The 8938-nt window shown below is 70.2% G+C and carries 6 protein-coding genes; 3 read left to right on the top strand and 3 right to left on the bottom strand.

All coding sequences use genetic code 11. The features are described 5' to 3' along the window. Positions 1-171: 171 nt before the first annotated feature. Both BN12_RS23240 and BN12_RS23235 read left to right on the top strand, forming a co-directional pair. On the top strand, positions 172-1224 hold the full coding sequence (locus BN12_RS23240; protein WP_048552859.1) for a MerR family transcriptional regulator: 1053 nt from the start codon (positions 172-174) through the stop codon (positions 1222-1224). Between the two features lie 168 nt (positions 1225-1392). Continuing rightward, positions 1393-4566 (top strand): bifunctional cytochrome P450/NADPH--P450 reductase, encoded by a 3174-nt coding sequence (locus BN12_RS23235; protein WP_083454615.1) that lies wholly within the window; start codon positions 1393-1395, stop codon positions 4564-4566. A 31-nt stretch (positions 4567-4597) separates the two neighbouring features. On the opposite strand, the gene BN12_RS23230 is transcribed toward BN12_RS23235, so the two are convergent. After that, positions 4598-5515 carry an NADP-dependent oxidoreductase gene (locus tag BN12_RS23230; protein ID WP_048552857.1) on the bottom strand — a complete coding sequence of 306 codons (918 nt, stop codon included), beginning with the start codon at positions 5513-5515 and terminating at the stop codon, positions 4598-4600. 191 nt (positions 5516-5706) lie between these two features. Beyond that, positions 5707-6399 carry a TetR family transcriptional regulator gene (locus tag BN12_RS24175; RefSeq protein WP_048552851.1) on the bottom strand — a complete coding sequence of 231 codons (693 nt, stop codon included), beginning with the start codon at positions 6397-6399 and terminating at the stop codon, positions 5707-5709. A 70-nt stretch (positions 6400-6469) separates the two neighbouring features. On the opposite strand from BN12_RS24175, the gene BN12_RS24900 reads away from it, so the two are divergent. Next, positions 6470-6829 carry an antibiotic biosynthesis monooxygenase family protein gene (locus BN12_RS24900; RefSeq protein WP_048552850.1) on the top strand — a complete coding sequence of 120 codons (360 nt, stop codon included), beginning with the start codon at positions 6470-6472 and terminating at the stop codon, positions 6827-6829. 738 nt (positions 6830-7567) lie between these two features. Here the strand turns inward: BN12_RS24900 and BN12_RS23215 are convergent. Beyond that, positions 7568-8872 (bottom strand): IS256 family transposase, encoded by a 1305-nt coding sequence (locus tag BN12_RS23215; RefSeq protein ID WP_157635264.1) that lies wholly within the window; start codon positions 8870-8872, stop codon positions 7568-7570. Between the last annotated feature and the right edge of the window lie 66 nt (positions 8873-8938).

The raw sequence follows: 8938 nt of genomic DNA, 5'->3' as shown, positions 1-8938 counted from the left end.
GGTCCCCGGCAGGTGCGGGGTTGTCGTGGTCACTTCTCGGTTTCGACCACGGAAAGCCCGCACCTGCCGAGCCTCCCGGGCGGGGCACACGCGCGCTTGACCTTCCCCCGAGGGCAGACCGGAGGGTGGGCCGTGGGCGCACTCCGCGCCAAGAGGGAGAGGATGGCCTGCGTGTTGAGCATCGGGGAGTTCGCCCGCGCCAGCGGGCTGACCGCCAAGGCGCTGCGACTGTATGACGAGCTCGAGCTGCTGAGGCCCGCCGAGGTGGACCCGAGCAACGGATACCGCTACTACTCGGCGGAGCAGGTCGAGCAGGGACGTCTCGTGGCACGGCTCCGCTCGGCCGGGGTACCCCTTCCGCGCATCGCGGCGATCATCGGGGCCGACACTCCGGAGGCGGCGGCCGAGGAGGTCCTGTCCTACTGGCGGGACGTCGAAGCCTCGAGGGCGTCGGCGCGCGAGGTCATCACCTCTCTCGTCGGCCTTCTCAGAGGACAGGACACCACCATGAGCCACTCCGCTCCAGCTCCACTCGACATCAGCCTCGCCGACCTCATCGCGCGTCTCTACGAGGAGCTGCCCGACGCCGACGACCTCGCCAGGGTCGGCGCGGCGCGACGACAGGCGCGGGCCCTGTCCGACCTGGGCGACCAGCTCGTCGAGCACTACGTCAGCGAGGCCAAGCTGGGTGGCGCGACGTGGAGCGAGATCAGCGACGCCCTCGACGCGACCCCGCCCGGATCCCCGAAACGGAGGAGCCGCAACCCGCTCGAGGGCTTCACCGATCTCAGTCGGCACAGCATCGTCCTGGCCCAGGAGTCCGCCCGGGAGCACCGGCACGAGCTCATCGGCACCGAGCATCTCCTCCTCGGCCTGCTCTCGGAGCCGCGGGGTCTCGCACACGAGCTGCTCACGACCCACACCTGCTCGGAGGAGGAGATCCGTGCCGCGGTCGAGGGGGCGATGCCACCCGGCGGAGAACAGGCGCTGCCGGGCCACATCGCCTTCGGCCCGGACAGCAAGGAGGCCATCGAGCAGGCGCTTCGTGCGGCGTCCGACCTCGGTCACGACTGGGTGGGTACGGAGCACCTGCTGCTCGGCCTCGCCCGTGCCGAGAACGGCTTGGCGGCAAGGGCATTGCGCGATCTCGGCCTCACCGTGGACTCCCTCCACGAGGTCGTCGCGACGGAGGTCGCCAGGCGCCGCGCAGCGAACGACGAGTAGCCCTCGCCGACGCGGCGAACGGGCCCACCGCACGAGCCCGGGCGTTCGCGCGACCCCGGCCATCCGGCATACCGGGCTCATCCGTCGGAGGGGAAGCGTCCCGGAACCCTTACCCGGGAGGGCCGCCGTGAGTAGGGTCGACTGGCGCCCCGCCGTCGAGGAGGACACGTGTCCAGCATCCAGGCCATCCCCCAGCCGACCCCCGACCCCGTGATGGGCAACCTCGGCCTGCTGGACCCGAACGCGCCGGTCCAGAGCTTCATGCGGCTGGCCCGGATCCATGGCCCGATCTACCGCGTGGACGTCCCCGCACCGGTGATCGTCCTCAGCTCCCAGGAGCTCGTCGACGAGGTATGCGACGAGTCCCGCTTCGACAAGCGGGTCGCCGGGGCGTTGAAGAACATCCGTGACTTCGCCGGCGACGGCCTGTTCACGGCGCGGACCGAGGAGCCGAACTGGGCGATCGCGCACCGCCTCCTCATGCCTGCCTTCGGGCCGCTCGGCATCCGCGGCATGTTCGACAGGATGCTCGACATCGCCGACCAGATGCTCCTGCGGTGGGAGCGGTTCGGCCCCGGCAACGTCATCGACGTCGCCGACGACATGACGCGGATGACCCTCGACACGATCGGCCTGTGCGCGTTCGACTACCGCTTCAACAGCTTCTACCAGCGCGACCTGCACCCGTTCGTCGGCGCGATGGTCGACGCCCTTGCCGAGGCGGGAGCCCGGACCCGCGGCTCCGAGGCGGCGAGCACGCTGCTCCTCGGGTCCCGGCGCACGTACGAGGACGACCTGGCGCTCATGAAGCAGGTCGCCGACGACGTCATCGCCGAGCGCAGACGTGACCCGAACGCTGCGGACAAGAAGGACCTGCTCGGCATCATGCTCAACGGCCGCGACCCGGTCACCGGCGAGGGCCTGTCGGACGAGAACATCCGCTACCAGCTCGTCACCTTCCTCATCGCCGGTCACGAGACGACGAGCGGACTGCTGTCGTTCGCGACGTACTTCCTCCTGAAGAACCCCCAGGTGCTCGAGAAGGCCCGGGCCGAGGTCGACGCGGTCCTCGGCACGGATCTCCCGAGCGTCGACGACATCGGCAAGCTGAAGTACGTCGAGCAGGTGCTCATGGAGTCGCTGCGCATCTGGCCGACGGCTCCGGCGTTCCAGCTCAAGGCATACGAGGACACCGTCATCGCCGGGAGGTACCCGATCAGCCAGCGGGACACCGTGATGGTCCTCAACCCGCAGCTGCACCGCGACACGACCGTGTGGGGTGACGACGTCGAGTCCTTCCGCCCGGAGCGGTTCACCCATGAGGCGCTGGCCGAGCTGCCGCCCAACGCGTGGAAGCCGTTCGGGAACGGGCAGCGTGCCTGCATCGGCCGCCCGTTCGCGATGCAGGAGGCAATCCTCCTCGTCGCGATGATCCTCCAGCGGTTCGACCTCGTCGAGGACGACCCGTCCTACCAACTCGTCGTCTCCGAGACGCTGACGCTGAAGCCGAAGGACTTCCGGATCCGGGTCAAGAGCCGCGGCACGACGTCGTTCGCGCCGCGCAGCGCGCTCGCTCCTCGCCAGGCCTCCCCGGAGAAGGCCGCGGCCGTCGTCGCGCCGTCGGAGGACGCGACCCCCCTCTACGTCCTCTTCGGCTCCAACACCGGCTCCGCCGAGGGCTTCGCCGAGCGGATCGGCAGCGACGCCGCCGGACAGGGGTATGCCGCCCAGGTCGCGCCGCTCGACGACTTCACCGGGCACCTGCCGACCGACGGCCCGGTCATCGTCGTCACCGCGTCGTACGAGGGACAGCCGACCGACAACGCCCGCCAGTTCGTCGCGTGGGCCGACGGGCTCGAGCCGGGCACGCTCGACGGGGTCCGGTATGCCGTCTTCGGCTGCGGCAACCGGCAGTGGGCACGCACCTACCAGGCCGTGCCGAAGCGGCTCGACGAGGCGCTCGCCGCCGGTGGGGCGAGTCGGCTCCGGGAGCGGGGCGAGACGGACGCCGGTGGCGACTTCTTCGGCGCCTTCGACGAGTGGTATGCCGACCTGTGGCGGGATCTCGGCGCCGCGCTCGGCAAGCAGGAGCGAGCTGTCCCGACGGGCAGCCAGCTCGAGGTCGAGGTCGTCACCGAGGGTCGCGCGTCGATCCTGCGGCTCGGGGACCTCAAGTACGGCGAGGTCGTCGAGAACCGCGAGCTCGTCGACATGTCCTCGCCGCTCGGCCGCTCCAAGCGGCACATCGAGATCGCCCTGCCCGAGGGGATGACCTATCGCGCCGGCGACTACCTCGCCGTCCTGCCGCACAACCCGATCGGCCTCGTCATGCGCGCCCTCACCCGCTTCGATCTGGCCTCCGACACCCAGATCGTCATCCACAAGGCGGGCGGAACCCGGACGTCCCTGCCGGTCGGTCACCCCGTCAACGCGAGCGAGGTGCTCTTCCACTACGTCGAGCTCGGCCAGCCGGCCACCCGGGGCCAGGTCGCCGCGCTCGCCGCCGCGACCGAGGGACCGCAGCGGGCCGAGCTCGACGCGCTCGCGGAGGACACCGCATACCAGGTCGACGTCCTCGACAAGCGGGTGAGCCTGCTCGAGCTGCTCGAGCGGTACCCGGCCTGCTCCCTCGGCTTCGCCGCGTTCCTCGAGATGCTGCCGCCGGCCAGGGCCCGGCAGTACTCGATCTCCTCCTCGCCGCTGTGGAACGCCGAACACTGCACGATCACCGTCGCCGTCGTCGATGCACCCGCACTGTCCGGCAGCGGACGGTTCCAGGGGATGGCGTCCAGCTACCTGGCCAACTGCGGGCCGGGGACGCGGGTCACCGTCGCCGTCCGGTCCTCGAACGACCTGTTCCATCCCCCGGCGTCGCTGCAGGTCCCGATGGTCATGGTCTGCGCGGGCACCGGGCTCGCGCCGTTCCGCGGGTTCCTCCAGGAGCGGGCCGTCCAGGCCCGCAGCGGTCGCACGGTGGCCAGGTCGCTCCTCTTCTTCGGCTGCGACCACCCCGACGTCGACCTCCTCTACCGCGACGAGCTCGCCGAGTGGGAGGCGGCGGGCGTCGTCAGCGTCAGGCCCGCCTTCTTCAAGGCCCCCGAGGGGGACGTGATGTTCGTCCAGCACCGGCTGTGGCAGGACCGTGCCGATGTCGCCGACCTGTTCCGGGCGGGCGCCAACGTCTATGTATGCGGCGACGGCCGGCACATGGCGCCCGCCGTCCGCGACACCTTCGTCCGCATCTACCAGGAGGCGATGGACGCGACCGTCGAGGCGGCGCAGGAGTGGGCCGACCACATCGAGCGCGAGGCGGGACGGTACGTCTCCGACGTCTTCGCCTGACCCCGTCGACTCCGTTGTTGCGGGGACGCGATCAGCCGGGCGGCTCCGGGGACACGACGAGCACGAGCTTGCCTCGCACGAGACCTGACTCGCCGACCCGGTGCGCCTCGGCGACCTCGGCGAGCGGGAAGGTCCGCCCGACGGGCAGCGAGAACCGGCCCGACTCCACGAGTCCGGCGACCTGGGCCAGTGCCCAGAGCGCTCGCCCCGACTCGCCCGTGCTGAACCGGACACCGTGCTCCTGGGCACCCGCGACGTCGGCGATCGTCATGACGCGCTGCGGACCGCCGGCGAGCCCGACGAGCTCGGGCAACACCCCGCTGCCCGCGACGTCGAGCGCCAGGTCGACACCGCCGGGAGCCAGGGCGCGGACCCGATCCGCCATGCCGGTGCCGTAGGCGACGGGCTCGGCGCCGAGGGAGCGCAGCCGATCGTGGGTCGCCGGGCTTCCGGTGCCGATGACCCTCGCGCCGCCCGCCACGGCGAGCTGGACCGCTGCCTGGCCGATCGTTCCGGACGCACCGTGGACGAGCAACGTGCTGCCCGCCCGGACGCCGAGCTGGTCGAGTGCCCGGGCGGCCGTCTCCACGGCGGAGGGCAACGCAGCCGCCGTCACGACGTCGAGGGAGCGTGGGATGCGGGCGTAGAACGACAGCACCGCGAGCTCGGCCTGTGCGGCGCCGTCGGTGCAGAAGCCGAACACCCGGTCACCGACGGCGACGTCGTCGACTCCCTCCCCGAGCTCGTCGACGACACCCGCCGCCTCGTAGCCCATCGTCTGCGGGAGCTCCTGGTCCATGAGCCCCTGGCGCTTCTTCCAGTCGCTCGCATTGACGCCGGCTGCGCCCACCGCGACCCGGACCTCGCCGGGACCCGGATGCGGATCCGGAAGCTCGACGATCTCGAGCACCTCCGGACCGCCGAACCGGCTGAACCGCACTGCCTTCACGAGCTGCTCCCTTCGTGCGCCGTGCGCCCACCGCCTGGGTGGCGCTCATCCCTGCCTCACCGGCATACCGCACCGGTCGGCGTCGTGGGTGGGAGGTGAGGGTGCGCGCCCGATCGGTATGCCATCACGGTGCGCCCGGCCCGGTGCCCGCTGTCTGTGCGAGCCGCCACCCCGTCTCCCGACCCGGCCGCTCATCCTCGGGCGCCGTCCCTAGCGTCACGTGCCGCCTGCTCCTCGAGCGTCGCGCGGATCAACGCGCGCGCGGCCCACGCCGAGGTGCGCGTCTGGGCCGGGCCGTCGAGCGCCCGCAGGTCCTCGAGGACGATGAGGGCCTCCCAGCCGAGGACCATCGCCAGACCCGACACCAGCTGCTCGAAGAGGTCGTCGTCGAGCTCGTCGCGCAGTGGAGCGATGGCCCGCTCGATCCAGGTGACGCGACGGTAGCCCCGCCTCGGCGTATCAGCGCTGCGGGGTTGCCCGTCACCATCCTCGACGGTGAGCCGGATCAGGGAGCGTCCGAGCGGGAGAGAGGTCGCCGCGGCCTCACCCAGCGCGGCGATCATCGCCTCGACGCGCTCGGTCGCCGCGCCATGGCCGGCCCCCGCGGCGTCGATCGCGGCGTCGACGTCGGTCTGGGTCAACAGCCCGAGCGTCGCATCGAGGAGCAGCTGGTCGAGCGTCGGGAAGTACTGGTACACGGTGCGTCGCGACACGTCGGCGGCCGCCGCGATCTCGTTGACGCCCGGGGTCCCGGACCCGTCGACGAGCAGCCGCATCGTGGCATCGACGATCGCGGCACGCGTCCGTCGCCGCTGTCGGGCTCGCCCGGACTCGTCCGCCGGGTTCCGCGAACGAGCCGCTCCTTCGTCCTTGACGCCAGCCATCACGCGAGAGTATACCTGAGTGCATTCATTGCACAGTAGTGCAGTGGATGCACTCAGACGAAGGAGAGACATGAGCCAGATCTCAGCGCAGGACCGCGTCGCCCCGGCGGCCGACGGACGGGTCGGCGGCCCCGTCACCCTCATGAACCGGTTCGTCGTGCCGCCGGACCGCGACGCGGCCTTCCACGCGCTGTGGACCACGACGAGCCAGTACTTCATGCGCCAGCCCGGCTTCGTCTCGCTGCGGCTGCATCGAGCCCTCTCATCCGAGGCCGACCACCGCTGGGTCAACGTCGCGACCTGGGAGTCCGAGGCGGACTTCCGCGCGGCCCACGCCACCGAGGAGTTCCGGCAGCTCGTCACGGCGCCCGGATGGCAGGAGTTCCCCAGCTCCCCGATGCTCTTCGAGGTCGTCACGTCGGTGGGGTAGCTGTCGGTCACGGCCGGCGCGTCGGTGGGGTAGCCACGACGAATCGGGTCGAGGTATGCGACGACGCCGCAGCAGTCGGACCGTGCGGGTGGTCGCCGGATACCTCGACCCGGGCAGGCACCCACTGGGTCGAGGTAGACGATGACGCTGCGGCGGTCGCTCGATACCTCGACCGGACAGAAGCCCACTGGGTCGAGGTATCGAGACCCCACCGGAACGTCACCACATACCTCGACCCTGCAGGCGCCCATTGGGTCGAGGTAGACGATGACGCTGCGGTGGTCGCTGGATACCTCCACCGACGGAGACTCAGATCGGGTCGAGGTAGACGATGACGCCGCATCACGAGATACCTCGACCGGACAGACGCCCATCGAGTCGAGGTATCGAGACCCCACCGGAACGTCACCACATACCTCCACCGGGCAGACGCCCACTGGGTCGAGGTATCGAGACCCCACGGGAACGCCACCACATACCTCGACCGGGCAGGCGCCCACTGGGTCGAGGTAGACGATGACGCTGCGGCGGTCGCTGGATACCTCCACCGGACAGAAGCCCACTGGGTCGAGGTATCCAATACCGCCGCCCGTTCACCACACATCTCGACATACCTCGACCCGGCAGACGCCACTGGGTCGAGGTATCGAGACCCCACCGGAACGTCACCACATACCTCGACCCGGCAGACGCCACTGGGTGGGTCTGTCCGATGATCGGTGTAACTGGCGTTTCTCATTAGAGGTTCTCCGCGGCCGGCATCCGGTCTTCGAAGGTGACGGCGAAGGCGTTGAGGGCCGGCTTCCACCGGGTGACCCATCGTGCCTGTCCCAGGCCCTTGGGGTCCAGTGACCGGGTGACCAGGTACAGCGTCTTGAGGGCGGCCTGCTCGGTGGGGAAGTGTCCTTTGGCGTTGACGGCGCGCCGGTAGCGGGCGTTCAGGGACTCGATCGCGTTGGTCGAGCAGAGGACCTTGCGGATCTCAACGTCGTAGTCCAGGAACGGGATGAACTGTTCCCACGCGGCCCGCCACAGCTTGGGGATGGCCGGGTAGGGCTTGCCCCACTTCTCTTCGAACTCCTCGAACGCCGCCCACGCCGACGCGGCGTTCGCGGCCGTGTAGATCGGGCGCAGGTCTTTGGCGATGGCCTCCCAGTACCGCTTGGAGGCGTACCGGAAGGTGCCGCGGATCAGGTGGACGATGCACGTTTGGACGATTGCTTGGGGGAAGACGGCGTTGACGCTGTCCGGCAGCCCCTTCAGCCCGTCGCAGACGATGAAGAACACGTCGGCGATCCCGCGGTTCTTCAGGTCCGTCAGCACGCCCATCCAGAACTTCGCCGACTCCCCGGCGCCGTGGCCGGGCCACAAACCCAGGACGTCGCGGTGCCCGGCCAGGTCGACCCCGATCGCGGCGTAGAACGGCTGGTTGCCGACCTGCCCGTCACGGACCTTGACCATGATCGCGTCGATGAACACCGCGGCGTACACCCGCTGCAGCGGCCGCGACGCCCACGCCTGCATGTCCTCGATGACCTTGTCGGTGATCCTCGAGACGGTGTCCTTGGACACCGACGCCCCGTAGATCTCGGCGAAGTGGGCGCTGATCTCCCCGGTCGTCAGGCCGCGCGCGTACAGCGACAGCACGATCGCGTCGACGTCGGTCAGCCGCCGCTGCCGCTTCGCCACGATGACCGGTTCGAAGGACCCGTCCCGGTCCCGCGGCACCTCGATCTCCACCGGGCCGGCGTTGTCGGTCAGCACCGTCTTGGCGCGGGTCCCGTTCCGGGAGTTGGCGCCGTTACGGCCCTCGACGGCGTGCTTGTCGTAGCCGACGTGCTCGCTCATCTCTTCCTCGAGGGCGGCCTCGATGACCTGCTTGGTGATCGCCTTCAGCAGCCCCTCGGGGCCGGTCAGGTCATCACCCCTGGCGCGAGCGGCCTTGACCAGCTCGCGCACCGCGTTGCGCTCCGCCTCCTGGGGCGTGAGCGTCTTCTTGGCTGCCTTCCGCAGTGGGCTCACGCCCACCAGTGTCTCGGTCATTCCACTGACCTTCCTCGCTGACGCATCAGCGGGTCGGGCCAGTTACACCGTTCGTCGGACAGTCTC

It is taken from the genome of Nostocoides japonicum T1-X7 (assembly GCF_001046855.1).
Lineage (GTDB): Bacteria > Actinomycetota > Actinomycetes > Actinomycetales > Dermatophilaceae > Nostocoides > Nostocoides japonicum.
The sequence above is the reverse complement of the archived record's forward strand: the minus strand, read 5'-3'. Positions and strand labels throughout refer to the sequence as shown.